Annotated in this window: 13 protein-coding genes; 7 read left to right on the forward strand and 6 right to left on the reverse strand. The window is 61.0% G+C overall.

The genetic code is table 11. The annotated features are described in order from the left end of the window. Positions 1-108 precede the first annotated feature (108 nt). A complete protein-coding gene (locus HDE72_RS15665; protein ID WP_183742535.1) occupies positions 109-1,062 on the reverse strand; it encodes a chemotaxis protein in 954 nt (317 codons plus the stop codon). 418 nt (positions 1,063-1,480) lie between these two features. Between HDE72_RS15665 and zwf the strand changes: the two genes are divergently transcribed. From zwf to tal, 3 genes are all read left to right on the forward strand, one after another. Then, positions 1,481-2,953 carry a glucose-6-phosphate dehydrogenase gene (gene zwf / locus HDE72_RS15670; protein ID WP_183742537.1) on the forward strand — a complete coding sequence of 491 codons (1,473 nt, stop codon included), beginning with the start codon at positions 1,481-1,483 and terminating at the stop codon, positions 2,951-2,953. A gap of 112 nt (positions 2,954-3,065) precedes the next feature. Then, positions 3,066-3,920 carry an SIS domain-containing protein gene (locus HDE72_RS15675; RefSeq protein ID WP_183742538.1) on the forward strand — a complete coding sequence of 285 codons (855 nt, stop codon included), beginning with the start codon at positions 3,066-3,068 and terminating at the stop codon, positions 3,918-3,920. 80 nt (positions 3,921-4,000) lie between these two features. Then, positions 4,001-4,936 carry a transaldolase gene (gene tal / locus HDE72_RS15680; RefSeq protein WP_183742540.1) on the forward strand — a complete coding sequence of 312 codons (936 nt, stop codon included), beginning with the start codon at positions 4,001-4,003 and terminating at the stop codon, positions 4,934-4,936. Between the two features lie 74 nt (positions 4,937-5,010). Here tal and HDE72_RS15685 read toward each other — a convergent pair whose 3' ends face one another. Further along, positions 5,011-5,841 carry a hypothetical protein gene (locus HDE72_RS15685; protein ID WP_183742542.1) on the reverse strand — a complete coding sequence of 277 codons (831 nt, stop codon included), beginning with the start codon at positions 5,839-5,841 and terminating at the stop codon, positions 5,011-5,013. Positions 5,842-6,073: 232 nt separating this feature from the next. Here HDE72_RS15685 and HDE72_RS15690 point away from each other — a divergent pair, with 232 nt between their 5' ends. Then, positions 6,074-7,102, forward strand: coding sequence for a D-cysteine desulfhydrase family protein (locus HDE72_RS15690; protein ID WP_183742544.1), 1,029 nt, complete (start codon positions 6,074-6,076; stop codon positions 7,100-7,102). A gap of 36 nt (positions 7,103-7,138) precedes the next feature. Here HDE72_RS15690 and HDE72_RS15695 read toward each other — a convergent pair whose 3' ends face one another. Together HDE72_RS15695 and HDE72_RS15700 are read right to left on the reverse strand one after the other, a co-directional pair. Then, positions 7,139-7,906 carry a polysaccharide lyase family 7 protein gene (locus HDE72_RS15695; protein WP_260176728.1) on the reverse strand — a complete coding sequence of 256 codons (768 nt, stop codon included), beginning with the start codon at positions 7,904-7,906 and terminating at the stop codon, positions 7,139-7,141. A 144-nt stretch (positions 7,907-8,050) separates the two neighbouring features. Further along, the gene (locus HDE72_RS15700) at positions 8,051-8,854 is read right to left on the reverse strand and encodes a polysaccharide lyase family 7 protein (RefSeq protein WP_183742548.1); all 804 of its coding nucleotides are present in this window, start codon (positions 8,852-8,854) and stop codon (positions 8,051-8,053) included. 207 nt (positions 8,855-9,061) lie between these two features. Here HDE72_RS15700 and HDE72_RS15705 point away from each other — a divergent pair, with 207 nt between their 5' ends. From HDE72_RS15705 to HDE72_RS15715, 3 genes are all read left to right on the forward strand, one after another. Beyond that, positions 9,062-10,399, forward strand: coding sequence for a glycerophosphodiester phosphodiesterase family protein (locus HDE72_RS15705; protein ID WP_183742550.1), 1,338 nt, complete (start codon positions 9,062-9,064; stop codon positions 10,397-10,399). 124 nt (positions 10,400-10,523) lie between these two features. Continuing rightward, positions 10,524-12,236: a methyl-accepting chemotaxis protein gene (locus HDE72_RS15710; protein ID WP_183742552.1), complete on the forward strand. Its 1,713-nt coding sequence runs from the start codon at positions 10,524-10,526 to the stop codon at positions 12,234-12,236. Between the two features lie 129 nt (positions 12,237-12,365). Beyond that, positions 12,366-13,532, forward strand: a complete 1,167-nt coding sequence (locus HDE72_RS15715) for a tetratricopeptide repeat protein (protein WP_183742553.1) — start codon at positions 12,366-12,368, stop codon at positions 13,530-13,532. Here HDE72_RS15715 and hemW read toward each other — a convergent pair. Then, positions 13,529-14,803 carry a radical SAM family heme chaperone HemW gene (gene hemW / locus HDE72_RS15720; RefSeq protein ID WP_183742555.1) on the reverse strand — a complete coding sequence of 425 codons (1,275 nt, stop codon included), beginning with the start codon at positions 14,801-14,803 and terminating at the stop codon, positions 13,529-13,531. The two genes, HDE72_RS15715 and hemW, sit on opposite strands and share 4 nt — an antisense overlap. Continuing rightward, positions 14,800-15,384: an RdgB/HAM1 family non-canonical purine NTP pyrophosphatase gene (gene rdgB / locus HDE72_RS15725; protein ID WP_183742557.1), complete on the reverse strand. Its 585-nt coding sequence runs from the start codon at positions 15,382-15,384 to the stop codon at positions 14,800-14,802. The genes hemW and rdgB overlap by 4 nt, the downstream gene beginning before the upstream one ends. Between the last annotated feature and the right edge of the window lie 68 nt (positions 15,385-15,452).

Genomic DNA, 15,452 nt, shown 5'->3' on the forward strand with positions numbered 1-15,452 from the left:
GTGATACCCCCGACAGCAAAAGTGCCGGGGTCGTACCCTGAGGGTGCGACCCCAGTTTTTGCCCTTGGGGTACAACGTATAGCTCCACCCTTCAGCAAAAGCGCAAACTCAGCGTGCTAGAACTTTGCGTATCGTCTCGGCCAGTTCCGCCGCCACGAATTTCGCCACATAGCCATCGGCGCCCACGCCCTTGACGTGGTCTTCGTTGGTCGAGCCTGTCAGCGAAGAGTGGATCACCACCGGAATGCTGGCAAAGCGGCCATCGTTCTTGATATTGCGGGTCAGGGTAAAACCATCCATTTCCGGCATTTCCAGGTCGGTCAGCACCAGCGCGACCTTGTCGGCGGCCGTCTTGCCTTCCTGGGCTGCCTGTGTCGAGATCGCTTGCAAACGGTCCCAGGCTTCCTTGCCCGTCTTGGTCATGATGAAGGGCACGCCCATCGCTTCCAGGCCTTTTTCGATCAGGGAGCGGGCCAGCAGGGAATCGTCGGCGGCCAGGATCACGGCGCCGGCCGGCAAGCGCACTTGCGGACCGATGCTGTGCTGATCCACGTCCGGTTCGCTCGAGGGCAAGACATTGCGCAGGATTTGCTCCACGTCCAGCACTTGCGCCAGCCGTGTCTTGTCGGTATCGCCGTCCAGGCGCGCGATGCTGGTGATCAGGCCGCCGCCCACCGTCGATTCGGCCGACAGCACCTGATTCCATTCCAGGCGTACGATTTCATCGACCTCTTCCACGGCAAAGGCCTGCGTCGAGCGGGCAAATTCCGTCACCATCAATATCTTCAAGCCATTGCTCTTGCAGCCTACCGCCATCGGCAAGTCGATCACGGGCACGATCTGGCCACGGATATTGACCACGCCCAGCATGTGCGGATGCGAGCCGGCCACGGCCGTAATGACCGGCATTTCCATGATCTCGCGCACTTTGAAGACGTTGATGCCGAACAACTCGCGGCTGCTGGAGTTCTCGCTGGTGCCCAGTTTGAACAGGAAGAGTTCGAATTTATTATTGCCGGTCAGGCTGGTGCGTTCATCGACATCTTGCTGCATTGAATTCATGGTATCCCCTTGAGTGGAGCCGGCGCTGGATGAGGTGTTTTGATTATACGGATTTTTACTTTCTGAAAAGACACTTTACGCACAGGCCTTGTTCCGTGTCTGCATTTCCTGACCTGCTTGTTGCTGCAACGCAAATCGTTGCAGCGCGCATCAGAAAAATTCCCGAACAAGCATGATTTCCTTGAAAAGCAGACTTCGTGCACGCCAGACCCGCAGGCCTGGCGAAGCGCCTATAATGACTATGCGGCACGCTTCCACAGAGTGGCCATAATGTAGTAAAATTTCTTGCAATTGCCACTTCTACGTAGTAAATTTACACCACTGAATTGTTCACTCACTTGGTAGCAGCAACAGACTGGCACTTCCGGTCGGCCCCTCCCCCGCTCCGGCTCTCTTACTTTTGCGACGATACTCACTTATGGCTCTTACCGATTTTGACCTGGTCCTGTTTGGCGGCAGCGGCGATTTAGCAATGCGTAAATTACTGCCTGCCATGTATGCGCGCGACGTCGCCAACGATTTACCGCCGACGGCGCGCATCATCTGCGTCGGCCGCCAGGACAGCGGCCAGGACGCTTTCCTGAAAATGGTGGAAACCAATTCCCGCCCGCACATCAAGGCCAGCACCCTGAATGCAGCCACCTGGAGCCGCTTTTGCGCGCGCATCGTCTACGTGTCGCTCAACGCCAGCGACGCCAAGACCTATGCCCCGCTGGTCGAAGCGCTGCGCGATGGCAGCGACCTGACCCGCGTTTACTATCTGGCGACGCCGCCGCATCTGTTTGCATTGATTTGCGACAACCTGGAAGAAAACGGCCTGGTCACGCCTAACTCGCGCGTGGTGCTGGAAAAACCGCTGGGCCGCGACCTGGCCAGCGCCAAGCAGATCAATGCCGAAGTGGGCAAGGTATTCCAGGAATCGCAGATCTACCGTATCGACCATTACCTGGGCAAGGAAACCGTACAGAACTTGCTGGCTTTGCGCTTCGGCAATATCCTGTTCGAACCGCTGTGGCGCCGTGAATGGATTTCCGACGTGCAAATCACCATCGCCGAAAAACTCGGCGTGGGCAACCGCATGGGGTATTACGACACGTCCGGCGCGCTGCGCGACATGTTGCAAAACCACTTGCTGCAACTGCTGTGTATCGTCGCCATGGAACCGCCGACTTCGATCGCACCGGATGCCGTCCGCGATGAAAAACTGCAAGTGCTGCGTTCGCTGAAAAAATTCACGCCGACCACCCTGTCGCAAAACATCGTGCGCGGCCAATACCGCGCCGGCCACGTCGATGGCGCGGCCGTGCCGAGCTACCGCGACGAACCCGATGCACCGGCCCAGTCGCGCACCGAAACCTTTGTCGCCATGAAGGCGGAAATCGATACCTGGCGCTGGGCCGGCGTGCCGTTTTACCTGCGCACCGGCAAACGCATGGCCGACAGCCTGGCTGAAATCGTCGTGCGCTTCAAGCAGATTCCGCACTCGATCTTCAACCAGCCGACGTCGAGCTTCCAGCCGAACTGCCTGGTGATCCGCTTGCAGCCGGACGAAGGCCTGAGCCTGAACCTGATGGCCAAAACGCCGGGCGACGCCATGCGCTTGAAACCGGCCGAACTGGAACTCGATTTCCGCGAATCGTTCAAGAGCCCGCGCATGGACGCCTACGAGCGCCTGCTGCTGGACGTCTTGCGCGGCCAGCTGACCCTGTTCATGCGCGGCGACGAACTGGAAGCGGCCTGGGAATGGGTCGAGCCTATCCTCGAAAACTGGGAGCAGAACGAAAGCGCTCCACTGCCCTACACCTCCGGCACCTGGGGCCCGGCAGCGGCCAGCGCCCTGATCGGCCGCGATGGGCTGCAGTGGCGTGAAGAAGCCTTACCTGAAGACTAGTAGCTAATACAGTGCCAGGCCTTCCATGGCCTGGCACTGTTCCATCATTTCGCAGACGCGATCCATGCTCGGCGAATTGCATTCCTCACTCCATCCACAAGACCAAGCACGCATGCTACTTGACTCCATCCGCACCCAGCTCGATTCGCTCTCCAAGTCGGAGAAAAAGGTCGCGCTGGCCGTGCTAGACCAGCCTAACCAGACGGTCAGCCAGAACATCACGGCGCTGGCGAAAAGCGCGCAGGTGTCGGAACCGACAGTGGTGCGCTTTTGCCGCACGCTCGGCTATGACGGCTGGCACGAATTCAAGCTGAAGCTGGCGCAGGGTCTGGCGTTGGCCATGCCGGGCGCGAACGAACAGCCGGCGCAGGACGACCTGGCGGCAGACCTGGTCAACAAGATCTGCAGCCGTTCCATCAATACCCTGCTCGACCTGCGCAACAACCTGAACCCGGAAGCGATACAGCGCGCGCTCGACATCCTGTCGCGCGCCAACAAGATCGAATTCTATGGCCAGGGCACCTCGGGCATCGTGGCGGCCGACGCGCAGCACAAGTTCTTCCGCTCGGGCGTGCCGACGGTGGCCTATAGCGACCCGAATATCCACAGCATCGCTGCGGCCCTGCTGCGCGGCGGCGACGCGCTGGTGGCCATCTCGCAGCGCGGCAACAGCCCTGCCCTGGTGCGCTCCGTGAAACTGGCGCGCCGCGGCGGCGCCGACGTCATCGTGCTGGCCCCTTCGGGCACGCCGCTGGCCGACCTGGCCACCGTGCTGATCCCGATCGACCTGATCTTCAATACCGATCCCTACACCCCCATCTCGGCCCGCCTGGCCTACCTGGTGGTGATCGACGTGCTGGCCGTGGGCCTGGCCCTGCAACGGGGACCGGAATTCCGCAAGAAGATGCAGAATGCGCAAAAAGCGCTGCAGGAATTTGATATGCAGTTCGATTCCTTTATTGGCTAGGGCATGACAAAAGAGCACGGGCAGTTGCCGGGATTATGTACAATACCCCGGCAAGCCCTTACACTCTTTTTAGCGCAGCCATGAATCAATTAGAACAGCTCAAACAATTCACTACCGTGGTGGCCGACACCGGCGACTTCCAGTCTATCCAGGCCTACACGCCGCGCGATGCGACGACGAATCCTTCGCTGATTTTGAAAGCAGTGCAAAAGGATGAGTACAAGCCGCTGCTGGAAAAGGCCGTGCGCGACCGTCCTGACGCTTCCACCGGCGATATCATCGACCATTTGCTGATCGCTTTTGGCCAGGAAATCCTGAAGACCATCCCTGGCCGCGTGTCGACCGAAGTCGATGCGCGCCTGTCCTTCGACACGGTAGCCACCGTGGCCAAGGGCCGCCAGCTGATCGCCCTGTATGAACAGGCCGGCGTGGCGCGCGAGCGCGTGCTGATCAAGATTGCCGCCACCTGGGAAGGCATACGCGCCGCCGAAATCCTGGAAAAGGACGGCATACACTGCAATATGACGCTGCTGTTCTCGCTGGCCCAGGCCATCGCCTGCGCCGAGGCGGGCGCCAAGCTGATCTCGCCTTTCGTCGGCCGCATCTACGACTGGTACAAGAAATCGACCGGCATCGATTACGAGGGCGCGGAAGATCCGGGCGTGCAATCGGTCAAGCGCATCTACAACTACTACCGCAAGTTCGGCTACGACACGGAAGTGATGGGCGCGAGCTTCCGCAACACCTCGCAAATCCTGGAACTGGCCGGCTGCGACCTGCTGACCATCAGCCCCGACCTGCTGCAAAAGCTGGCCGACAGCGATGCGCCCGTGGCGCGCAAGCTGAGCGCCGATACGGCGCCCGGCGCCAGCATCGTCAAGATTTCGCTCGATGAAAAAGACTTCCGCTTCATGCTCAATGAAGATGCGATGGCGACCGAAAAACTGGCGGAAGGCATACGCGCCTTCTGCGTCGATTCGGGCAAGCTGAAACAGATGATCGCCGCACTGCGCTAATCCCGCCCCTGTCCTGGCGATAAAAAGCGGCGTCCGTGCACTGCACGGCGCCGCTTTTTTCATGCCTGCAAAACTCAGGAACAGTGGAAGGTGGCGATGCCCTGGTAGTTGGCGCCATTGGCCAGCAACACCTTATAGCCGCCGATGACCAGGTAGCGGCCTGCACCAGCATCGCCCAGCGCCAGCAAGGTGCCGGAATCGCCGCCCAGGAAGCCGCCGCCGATCAGGCTCATGTCTGGCCGGGACATGGTGCCCGTACCGCTGATCTGGCCCGTGCTGCCGCCGGCCGTGGCGTCGACCGTCATCGTCAGCACTGCGCCCGAAGGGCCAAAGACCACGCTGGCGCTGCCGCTGGCCGTGCCGAAATACGCAGCCGGCTGCACATTGGCGCCGCCCGTGTAGCTGGGCGCCGTATAAGTACCTGCGTCGCATTGCAGGCTGCCGCTGGTGGGCAAGGATGCCACGGCGTTGTACACGCTGTAGTGGGCGCTGGCGTTATTGCCGCTCAGAATAGTCGTGCCGGAAGCATCCGTCATGGTGCCGCTGAACCAGCGGCCTTGTGCAAAGCTGGCGTCGCCGCTGATCTCGCGCGTGACGGCAGGCGTGCCGCTGAAGGTGTTATCCGCAATCACACTGAGGGCGCCGTTGCTGCCTTGTGTGACGCGCGTCAGTATGCCGGAACTCTGACGCGCGACATTGAGCAGCATGTAGCGCGGACTGGCGCCCTGCACGTAGGCGGCGCTGACGCTGCCCGTATCGCCGCTAGCAGGTGGCGTCACCGGCGGGGGAGGATTGACAACAGCCGGCGTATCGGAAGAAGAGGAGCCTCCGCCGCAGGCGCTCAGGGCGCAGGCCAACAAAAGAATGCCAGGGGAAAAACGCAGTGAAAAATTGGGTGTGCTCATGTATCTCGTTATGTATCTCGTATCCACGTAAAAAAACAGCAAGCCAGTCCGACGCTCACGCCTACGGCTTGCCTGTGCCTTTCGGATACTATGCAATTTTCATCCATGGCGTCGCACGCATATCATTTAATTAACAATGATTATCTGGCCAGGCAAGAAACTGTTTCAAGGACTCGCCACTGTTTGCCCCGGCGCCTGCCCGCTAGACTGGTCGATTTCGCCAGGAGTCTCGATGACGACATGCATACTTGCCGGCCTTGCCCGCTACCCCCGTTTCCCCCTGCTGCACGAAGCCACGCCGATCGAACGGCTGGCGCGGCTGGAACAGCATCTGGCGCCCGCCCTGAACGGTGTGCAGCTGTATGTCAAACGCGACGACCATATGCGTCTGGGCGGAGGCGGCAACAAGCTGCGCAAGCTGGAATTCTTGCTCGGCCAGGCGCTGGCCGATGGCGCCGATACCGTCATCACGGTGGGCGGCCTGCAATCGAACCATGCGCGCCTGACGGCCGCCGCCGCCGCGCTGGCCGGCTTGCAGTGCGAACTGGTGCTGACGCGCCAGGTGCAGCGCGATGATGCCGACTATGAATACAGCGGCAATGTGCTGCTGGACGGCTTGTTCGGCGCGCGCGTGCACGCCTTGCCTGGCAGCGTGCATGGCCTGGCCTGGGCGAACGAACGGGCCGATGCCCTGCGCGCCCAGGGCCGCAAGGTAGCCGTGCTGCCGACCGGTGGCTCGACGCCGCTGGGCAGTCTCGGTTACGCCGTCTGCGCGCAGGAAATCGTTCAGCAGTCGCAGCAGATGGGATTGGCTTTCCAGCAGGTGATCGTGCCGAATGGCAGCGCTGGCACGCATGCGGGCTTGTCTGCCGGCTTTGCCGCGCTGGGCCTGTCCGCCAGCCTGGTGCGCTCGCACGCGGTGCTGGCCGATGCGCCCGTGAGCCGGCAGCGTACCTGGGAACTGGCGCAGCAGGCGCTGGCCCTGCTCGGTAGCGAGGCAAACATCGCGCTGGAAGAAATCGACGTCGATGGCGCGCAGCGCGGCGCTGGCTACGGCGCAACTACACCGGCCATGCTGGACGCCGTGCGCCTGCTGGCGCGCACCCAGGGTTTGCTGCTCGATCCTGTCTATTCGGGCAAGGCCTTTGCCGGCATGCTGGCCGATATCGCAGCCGGCCGCTACGCGCCTGGCCAGTCCATCCTGTTTGTGATGACGGGCGGCACGCCGGGCCTGTACGCTTATCGCGCAACGTTCGGCTAAACACCCCTGCGCAGAAACACAGGGGCCACGCCCGCTTTACTGGTGCGTCAAGGTCAAGGCATAGAACTTGACGATGGTGCCAGGGGTGGTCAGCGGCGGACCGGAAACAGCGCTTTGATCATAGTTGCCAGCCTTGAAGTAAAAACTTTCTCCATTAAAGCTGGAATCCATCGTAAACGTCTTGACCGTGCCATTGACCGTGACGGTAATGGTGGAGCCGGTCAGGCTCAGCTCATAATTGAAGCGGGTTCCCAGTGGCACGCTGGTGATCGTGTAGGTCTTGCCGCTGCCGCCCTGATTCGTATCTTCAAGGAACAACTTGACCGCACCGCCAGACGTGACCTGCAATTCGCATAGCGGCTTGCTCGGCCCGGTCCCCTGGAAAATCTGGGCGATTGCCGTATTGCTCGGCACCCTGGTCACCGCCACCGTCGCATTGAGCCGGTTTTGCCCATTGGTGGTCCAGATGGCGTTTTCACGCAATTCCGTACGCGGATGCTTGGAGCCGGAGGTGGTCCAGCCCTGCGCCGGGTCCATCATCACCATCGCCCCATCGCTACTATCGGTATAAAAATAATATTGACTCGTGTACCCGCCGGCAAGACTGGCGCCACTGACGGTGTCGACCTTGCCAGATGAACCGGTCGGCAACTGCAGCGTAAATGGCGCCAGGTTGAAATTCGCCCCCGGCGCCCTGGAGGGACTCAAGGCCTGCGTCACTGCCTCTACACTGGCCAGTAATTGTGTGTCTGGATTACTGCTACCGCCGCATGCCGCAAGCATGCCAGCCAGTACGGTTGTCATCAAAGTTTTTATGCGTGTGGTGCCCATTTTTATCCCGGTTGTTTACGATAGGCATTTGACATTACTCTTCAATTCCACTTTTAACAACATTTTACTGATAAGTAAAAGCCCCTATGATTTCTCAACAGGGCTTGATTGTGTCAGTTACTGGTGCGTCAGCGTCAAGGCATAGAACTTGACGATGGTGCCGGGCGTCGTCAACGGCGGGCCGGAGACGGCGCTTTGATCGTAGTTGCCGGCCTTGAAGTAGAAACTTTCTCCATTAAAGCTGGCATCCATCGTAAACGTCTTGACCGTGCCATTGACCGTGACGGTAATGGTGGAGCCAGTCAGGCTCAGCTCATAATTGAAGCGGCTACCTGCGGTTATGCTGGTGATGGGATAGGTCTGGGCGTTGCCGCCCTGATTGGTGCTCTCAAGCAAAAGATTCACCGCACCGTTAGTCGTCACTTGCAATTCGCACAACGGCTTGCTCGGTCCGCTACCCTGGAAAATCTGGCCGACCGTGGTTTTGCTCGGCACCTGTGTCACCGCCACTGTCGCATCGAGCTTGTTTTGGCCATTGGTGGACCAGGTCGCATTCTCACGCATTTCCGTGCGTGGATGCTGCGAGCCGGACGTGGTCCAGCCCTGCGTCGGGTCGACCATGACCAGCGCACCGTCCGCACTGTCGGTATAGAAATAATATTGATTGGTATAACCGGCGGCAAGGCTGGAACCGCTGACGGTGTCGACATTGCCGGACGAACCGCTCGGCAACTGCAGGGTAAACGGCGCCAGCTTGAAATTCGATCCAGGCGGCCGGCCTGGATTCAAGCTTTGCGCGGTCGATGTGCCGCTGCTCAGCACTTGCGTATTCGCATCAGCGCTAACGCCGCCACCGCCACATGCCGTCAGCATGCCGATAAACAAGGTACTGATCAGACCTGCAATTATTTTGTTTTGCATTTTTTTCCTGTTCTTGTATGGATAAGCAGCGGTTTTAAAAAGTTGCCTAAAGGAACTTTACAGGACTATGGAAACCTTTTTTCCAGCACAGGCTATTTGTAATGCACTTGTAATGAAGTGCCTGTCATCAGCGGGTCATGGCAAACCGGTATATTGATGGCGCGCCAGCCATCTGCCGGTGGCCCCATCCATCTGAAGAAAGTTGTCATGACCACTGTTGCACTGAAAATTGCTATCACTTTAAGCCTGGCCGCCGGTGTCGGCGCCGCAGCTGCACAGAGCAGTTTTTTGACCCTCGACGGCAAGGCGCCGCTGGTGATCGGCCATCGCGGCTTGCCCGGCCTGTATCCCGAAAGTACGCGGCCGTCCTACGAGGCAGCTGCCGACGCTGGCGCCGATGTGCTGGAAATGGACGTGCACATGAGCCGCGACTGCGTGCTGGTGGTGCGCCACAACCCCTGGCTCAGCGACAACACCAATATCGCCAAGGTGGCCGAACACAAGCCGGCCGTCGCCGCGCGCAAGCGCACGGTGCCTGGCGTGCTGCGCAAAGTCGCCTATGACAGCGCCGCCATCGGTGGCCCCGCGACGTATTTGAGCGACCGCACGGACCCGGCCGACCCGACATCCGTGCTCAAATCGCTGGTAGTCGATGGCGAAGACCATACCGGCGACTGGGCCATCAGCGACTTTACGGTGGCGGAACTGAAGCAATGGCTGGGCGGCTCCACCTACGATGCGCGCGAACTACGGCCAACTGAAATGAATGGCAAGTTCCCCATCCTGACGATGCAGGAAGTGTTCGACATCGCGCGCGCCAGGAGCGCGGCGCTGGGCCGCAGCATCGCCGTGTATCCGGAATCGAAGAACCCCTACTGGAACAATGCGCAGGCGATTGCCAACGGTTGCGGCAGCGGCGAGCACCCTTTCGAAGACGCCTTCGTCAAGCTGGTCAAGGACAATGGCATGAATAACAAACAGTCGCCGCTGTTCGTGCAAAGCTTTGATCCGGCCAGCCTGAAATATATGCGCAGCATCGGCTTGCACAGCAAGGTGGTGCAGCTGATCGACGGCAATGCGATCGACTTCCACACGGGCGCCGTGATTTACGCCACGCCGGAGTCCAGCAATTTCGTCAGCGCCCGCCCCTATAGCTGGACGCTGGCGGGCGATGGCCGCTTTTTCGGCGCCATGCTGACGCCGGCCGGGCTGGCCGAGATCAAGACCTATGCCGACGGCATCGGCCCCTGGAAACCGCAGCTGATGTCCTGGACCATCGCTCCCTTCCACGGCCAGGGCCATGGCGCGCTGGCCGATGTCAATACGGCCACGCCGACTGCCGTCATCGCCGACGCCCACCATGCCGGTCTGTTCGTGCACAGCTTCACCTTCCGCAATGAAGGCAAATACCTGGCGGGCATGTATCACGGCGCGCCAGAGGCCGAACTGCAAGACTTTTTCCGTGCGGGTATCGATGGCGTATTCACTGACTTTACGCCGACAGCGGTAAAGGCGCTGCAGCAGTACCGTCTGCAGACCAGGTAAGAGCGCCGCAGCAAGCCAGCAACAGATGCCAGAGAAGTGCGCTGTTTACTTAACTATTGCTTACCAATCAGCGCATACTATGGTGTACAGGCAATTTTTTTCTTCCCGCGACAGGAGTCCGACCATGCACGCTCTCTCCCATCTTCGCATCGGCAGCCGCCTGGCGGCCGGCTTCGCACTGGTGTTGCTGCTATCCGTCATTTCGACCGCCTACGCCCTGTTCAGCGCCCATGTCAATGCCGAGGCGACCCGGCAAATGATGCAAAAACCGCTGGCCAAGGAACGCCTGGTATCGGACTGGTATGTGCTGATCTACTCGGCCATCGCGCGTACCTCGATGATCACCAAGAGTAGCGATGAAACCCTGGCGACCGTGTTTGCCGAACCGATAGCCGAGAGTACCCGCCAGGGTGGCGAACTGCTGAAGAAGATCGAGGAGCTGCTCGACAGCGACGAAGAAAAAGCCATTTTCAAGGCCTCGATAGAGGAGCGCGTGAAATACCAGGATGCCAAGACCCTGGTCATGAATGCGCGCAAGGCGGGCGATCCGGCCAAGGCCGAAGCCGTTTACCGCGACAGTTTCGCGCCGGCCGCCACTAGCTACCAGGCCAATGTGAAGGCGCTGCTGGCCCAGCAGCGCAAGGCCATCGACGCCACAGCACATTCCATCGAAGCGGCCAACGGGCGCAGTTTCACCCTGTTATTAGTGCTGTGCGCGCTGGCCGTGGCGCTGGGCAGCCTGTGCGCCTGGCTGATCACGCACTCGATCACCAAGCCCCTGCAAGCGGCCGTAAAAGTGGCTGAAACGGTGGCCCAGGGCGATTTGCGCACCAGCTTTGGCCCGCCCGCACGCGATGAAATCGGCGACCTGATGCGCGCCCTGCAGGGCATGAACGAGGCGCTGCGCAAGGTGGTGTCGGAAGTCCAGGCGGGCACGGGCGCCATCGCCACGGCGTCCGGTGAAATTGCCGCCGGCAATGCCGACCTGTCGGCTCGCACGGAACAGCAGGCCAGTTCGCTGGAAGAAACGGCTTCATCGATGGAAGAACTGACTTCAACCGTCAAGCAGAATGCCGACAATGCGCGCCAGGCCAACCAGATGGCGGTAACGGCCTCTGGCGTGGCCGAACGGGGCGGCAGCATCGTCAGCCAGGTGGTCGACACCATGGGCGCCATCGATACAGCGTCGACGAAAATCGTCGACATCATCGGCGTGATCGACGGCATCGCCTTTCAGACCAATATCCTGGCCCTGAACGCGGCCGTCGAAGCGGCCCGGGCCGGCGAACAGGGGCGCGGCTTTGCCGTCGTCGCCACCGAAGTGCGCAACCTGGCGCAGCGCTCCGCCGCCGCAGCGCGTGAAATCAAGGCCTTGATCGGCGACTCGGTGGAACAGGTCAACAACGGCACGCGGCTGGTGCAGCAGGCCGGTAGCACCATGGGCGAAGTGGTCGACAGCGTGCGCCGCGTCACCGATATCATGGCCGAGATCACGGCCGCCAGCGCCGAGCAAAGCGCGGGCATCGACCAGGTCAACCAGGCCATTGCGCAAATGGACCAGGTGACGCAGCAAAACGCGGCGCTGGTGGAAGAAGCGGCGGCCGCCGCCGAAAGCCTGCAAGACCAGGCGACGCGGCTGGCGCAAGTGGCCGCCGGCTTCCAGCTCGACCATGCAGCGATGGCGGCGCCCGTGCGCGCGGCCGTCACACGGTTGGCGCCGCAACGCAAACTTCAGGCGGCAAGCAGGCCCCTAAACAAGCCGCCAGCCGCCAGCACCAGCAACACCCGCAAGATCCCGGCGCATATTGCCAAGGATCAAGACTGGGAAGAGTTTTAAGCCATCGTGGCACGGCGTATTTGACAGCGCCCCGGCAAGCGCCGATACTGGTTTGACAGGGTTCAGGGTTCCGGGCGGGACAGGCGCGCCACCGGGGACATCGTCAGTCGGCGCCTTCAGGGGAAAACCATGCATCCCTATTTAGTCAGCGCCCACCGCCTTGCCACCCTATTGCTATGCGCCACCCTGGCTGCCTGCGCCACGGCGCCGCCCGCCAGCCTGCCGCCCGTCTTCAACGACCGTGCTTTCGCGCCCGCCATTCCCATCGATGCAGGGCAGGTATTTGCCCTCAGCGAGAGCATGCGGCAGTATCTGCAAACCGACGTCAGCCGTGCGGCGCGCAATGGCAATCCCCGCGTGGCCTTGTACGACGCCCTGTACGACAAAAGGCAGCTGAAACTCGAATACGACGCCAGCATGACCCGCAATGCCAGGGAAACGTTTGACGCGCGCAGCGGCAATTGCCTGTCGCTGGTGATCATGACGGCGGCGCTGGCGCATGAAATGAACTTGCAAGTGCGCTATCAGGAAGTGCTGGGAGAAGAAAACTGGAGCCGCAGCGGCGACATGTATTTTGTCGCCGGCCACGTCAATATCGTGCTGGGCCCGCGCATGGACGACAATCCCGGCAATTACGATGCCAGGGGCATGCTGGTGATCGATTTCCTGCCATCGAGCGAGGTGGCAGGCTATCGCACGCATGACATCAGCGAGGCAACCATCCTCGCCATGTACATGAATAACCGCGCCGCCGAAACCATGAGCGCAGGCCAGCTGCAGCAGGCTTACTGGTGGGCCCGGGCTGCCATCGTGCAAGACCCTGGATTCAGCGGCGCCTACAACACCCTGGGCGTGATCCAGCTCCGCCATGGCGACCTGGCAGAGGCACGCCAGACATTGACCTATGGCTTGACGCGCATGCCCGACAATACGGTGTTGCTGGCCAACCTGGCGCAGCTACTGGAAACGTCGGGCTTGCTGGAACAGGCGCGGCCACTGCGCCAGCGCCTGCTGGCACTGCAGCCGGAGCCGCCCTTCCACTACTTTAACCTGGGCCGTGCCGCCATGGAACGGGGCGACTACGCGCAAGCGGTAGGCCTGTTTACAAAAGAAATCGCACGCGACCCGTATTACCACGAGTTCCATTTCTGGCTGGCGCAAGCCTATGCACGCCTGGGCCAGTTGCCGCAGGCGGGGCAGCAACTCACGCTGGCGATGGATAACAGCCTCACGCACAATGAGCACAGCCTGTATGCGGCGAAACTGCAGCGGCTGCACGCGCTGTCGCCGCCTTAATCCTCCAAAAACATCTGCTGCAAATCGTTCAGGAAATGCTGGCCCAGCTGCGTCGGACGGATGATCTGGTGATCGCGGTACAGCAAGCCCTTGGCTTCGGCTGCGTTCAGCGCCTTGTCGATGGCGTTGATGGCCAGGCCCGTGCGCTCGGCAAACAGGTTCGGTGCAAAGCCGCCCGTCAGCCGCAGGGTATTGAGCATGAATTCAAAACCCATTTCCTCGCGCGCCAGTTCGCGCTCTTCCTGCACCGGTGCGCCAGCTTGCACCGCTTCCATATACGCCTTGGGCTGCTTGTAGCGGGCCTGGCGCAGCACGCGGTGCGGGAACGAGATCTTGCTATGGGCGCCCGCGCCGATGCCGATATAGTCGCCAAACTCCCAGTAATTGAGATTGTGGCGCGCGCGCCGTCCCGGCTGGGCATAGGCCGACACTTCATAACGGCCATAACCGGCTTGCGCCGAACGCTCGGCCACCATGTCGGCGATATCGGCGCTCTCGTCATCGTCGGGCAGCGCTGGCGGATACTTGGCGAACAGGGTGTTCGGCTCCAGGGTCAAATGGTATAGCGACAGGTGCGGCGGAGCGAAGGCCAGCGCCGTTTCCAGGTCTTGCCTGGCCTCGTCCAGGGTTTGCGAGGGCAGCGCATACATCAGGTCGAGGTTGAAATTATCAAAGTGGGTCTGGGCGATGTCTACCGCGCGGCGCGCTTCATTGTCGTCGTGGATGCGTCCCAGCGCCTGCAGATGGCGGCCATTGAAACTCTGGATGCCGATCGACAGGCGGTTGATGCCGCTGGCCCGGTAAGACTTGAATTTCTCTGTCTCGAAGGTGCCCGGATTGGCTTCCATGGTGATTTCGCAATCGGGTTCCAGCGGCAGCAAGGTGCGCACATCCGACATCAAGCGGTCCAGCCCCGCCGCCGACATCAGGCTGGGCGTGCCGCCGCCGATGAAGATGGTGTGGATCTTGCGGCCCCAGATCAGCGGCAGCGCCATTTCCAGGTCCAGCCGCAAGGCCGCCAGGTATTGTTCTTCCGGGAAGCTGCCGCGCACTTCATGCGAATTGAAATCGCAGTACGGGCATTTTTTCACGCACCAGGGAAAGTGAATATACAGCGACAGTGGCGGCAAGGCCGTCAGGTTCAGGGCGCCCGGCTGCAGGTATTTCAGGGCCGCGCCAGCTGCGCCGGAAATGCCTTCCTGCGGTGCAGGAGAGGCGCCCGGCTTGGCAGCGGATTTAGCGGTAGAGCCCACCAGTTTGATCGGGATCATCGCAGTTTCTCTACCAGTGCGCGCAGGGCCTGGCCACGGTGCGACAGCGCGTTCTTTTCATCGGACGTCAGTTCGGCCGCGCACTTGCCCAGCGCAGGGATATAGAAATGCGGGTCGTAGCCGAAGCCGCCATTGCCGCGCGGCGCGTCTATCATTTCACCGTGCCAGCGGCCATCGGCAATCACCGGCTGCGGGTCGTCGGCATGGCGCACGTACACCAGCACGCAATAGTAATACGCGGACTTGTCGGCATGCGGCGCCAGGTCGGCGATCAGTTTGGCGCTGTTGGCCGCGTCAGATTTTGGCTCGCCCACATAGCGGGCCGAATACACGCCCGGCGCGCCGCCGAGCGCATTGACGCACACGCCGGAATCGTCGGCCAGCGCCGGCAGCCCCGTCAGGCGCGCCGCATGGCGGGCCTTGTGCAAGGCGTTTTCAACAAAGGTATGGAATGGCTCGTCCGCTTCGGGGACCTCGTACTCGCCCTGGGCGTGCACGGAAAAACCGATGGTCGACAGCAGCTCGTTGAATTCCTTGAGCTTGCCGGCGTTGTTTGATGCGAGGATCAGGCGTTGGGTCATGTGACAATATCCGGGTTAGGCTGGCCCCGTTGGGGGCCATCTTCAATGCCGACATTGTAAACCTTTTA

This window comes from Janthinobacterium saanense (assembly GCF_014200675.1).
Classification (GTDB): domain Bacteria; phylum Pseudomonadota; class Gammaproteobacteria; order Burkholderiales; family Burkholderiaceae_D; genus Janthinobacterium.

Excerpts from the sequence above, each read along its gene's own strand:
- zwf (WP_183742537.1), top strand. The coding sequence starts at position 1,481 with ATGGCTCTTACCGATTTTGACCTGGTCCTGTTTGGCGGCAGCGGCGAT.
- hemW (WP_183742555.1), bottom strand. The coding sequence starts at position 14,803 with ATGATCCCGATCAAACTGGTGGGCTCTACCGCTAAATCCGCTGCCAAG.
- HDE72_RS15715 (WP_183742553.1), top strand. The coding sequence starts at position 12,366 with ATGCATCCCTATTTAGTCAGCGCCCACCGCCTTGCCACCCTATTGCTA.
- HDE72_RS15665 (WP_183742535.1), bottom strand. The coding sequence starts at position 1,062 with ATGAATTCAATGCAGCAAGATGTCGATGAACGCACCAGCCTGACCGGC.
- HDE72_RS15705 (WP_183742550.1), top strand. The coding sequence starts at position 9,062 with ATGACCACTGTTGCACTGAAAATTGCTATCACTTTAAGCCTGGCCGCC.
- HDE72_RS15695 (WP_260176728.1), bottom strand. The coding sequence starts at position 7,906 with ATGACAACCGTACTGGCTGGCATGCTTGCGGCATGCGGCGGTAGCAGT.
- rdgB (WP_183742557.1), bottom strand. The coding sequence starts at position 15,384 with ATGACCCAACGCCTGATCCTCGCATCAAACAACGCCGGCAAGCTCAAG.
- HDE72_RS15710 (WP_183742552.1), top strand. The coding sequence starts at position 10,524 with ATGCACGCTCTCTCCCATCTTCGCATCGGCAGCCGCCTGGCGGCCGGC.
- HDE72_RS15675 (WP_183742538.1), top strand. The coding sequence starts at position 3,066 with ATGCTACTTGACTCCATCCGCACCCAGCTCGATTCGCTCTCCAAGTCG.
- HDE72_RS15690 (WP_183742544.1), top strand. The coding sequence starts at position 6,074 with ATGACGACATGCATACTTGCCGGCCTTGCCCGCTACCCCCGTTTCCCC.
- HDE72_RS15685 (WP_183742542.1), bottom strand. The coding sequence starts at position 5,841 with ATGAGCACACCCAATTTTTCACTGCGTTTTTCCCCTGGCATTCTTTTG.
- HDE72_RS15700 (WP_183742548.1), bottom strand. The coding sequence starts at position 8,854 with ATGCAAAACAAAATAATTGCAGGTCTGATCAGTACCTTGTTTATCGGC.
- tal (WP_183742540.1), top strand. The coding sequence starts at position 4,001 with ATGAATCAATTAGAACAGCTCAAACAATTCACTACCGTGGTGGCCGAC.